The 1,153-nt window shown below is 57.0% G+C and carries 1 protein-coding gene; it reads left to right on the top strand.

Translation table 11 applies throughout. From position 1 onward, the window contains the following. Positions 1-260: 260 nt before the first annotated feature. Positions 261-1,153, top strand: an 893-nt coding sequence (locus AC07O2_RS25955) for an MCP four helix bundle domain-containing protein (RefSeq protein ID WP_495234995.1), incomplete at its 3' end; no start/stop codon positions are given.

Raw genomic sequence — 1,153 nt, 5'->3', positions numbered from 1 at the left:
AAGGTGAACGGCAAGTTCGTGATCATCCTCAACATCCACCATGTGCTGTCGGTGGATGAGATGGCCGCGCTGGCCGGAGTGGGGCACGGCGGCGTGGCAAACATTTGAATGGCAATTTTCTGCACCACAAAATGGCATTGCACCGCCGAAGAGATGAGTAACCAGGCGGCGCAACTGCAGGAGGTGATGGGCTTCTTCAGAGTTGGGGCAACGGCCTGATTGGCTTGGGCAATACGCAATTTAAAACGAAAGAAATCGATATGGAAAAAAAACAACTAGGCATTGCCACCAAGCTGGCACTGAGCTTCGGCACTGTTGTGGCGTTGCTCATCGCAACCATCGTGCTGGCGCTGACCAATATGGCGACGATGAACGATAAAACGAGAGACATCACCGACGACCGTTATCCCAAGATCGATGTGGCAGGCAACATCCAGGTGGCTCTGCTCGACATCGGGCGCTCTACGCGCAACCTGTTGCTCGTCAGTTCCGAGGATGAAATAGAACAGAACAAGGCCAAGATCCAGAAATTGCGTAGTGTCGCCAACGACGGCATGGCCCAGCTCGACAAGACTATCAACACGCCCAAGGGGCGCGAGCTGTTCAATGCGATGCGCAAGCCCTATGAAGAAACTGCACCCAAGTACGACCAGTACTATGCCCTGCTCAAGGCTGACAAGGCCAAGGCCACGGAATTTATGTTGAAGGAGATGTCGGTCAGCAACACCGCTGTCGTGGACGCGCTGGACGCGTTCCAGAGCCTCGTCGGTGAGCAAATGAAGGCGTCCGGCGCGCAGGCCGCGGAAAGCTACCGCTCCGCACGCACTTGGATGCTGGGGGCCGGTATTGGCGCCGTGCTGATCGCGATGGCGCTAGCTGTCCTGATCACCCGTGGCCTGGTCAAACAGCTCGGGGGTGAGCCAGCCTACGCGGCGGACGTGGTATCGAAGATTGCCGGCGGCGACATGACGGTGGTGGTGAAGACCCGTACCAATGACACGAGCAGCATGTTGTTCGCCATCCAAACAATGGTAAGCAAGCTCTCGCAAGTCATAGGCGAAGTCAACGCAGCAGCCAGCAGCATTGCTTCGGCCAGCGAACAAGTCTCAACCACGGCGCAGAGCATGAGCCAGGCCACCAGTGAACAAGCAGC

The organism is Rhodoferax sp. GW821-FHT10B06 (genome assembly GCF_059415605.1).
This window is presented reverse-complemented; position numbering and strand designations above follow the sequence as displayed.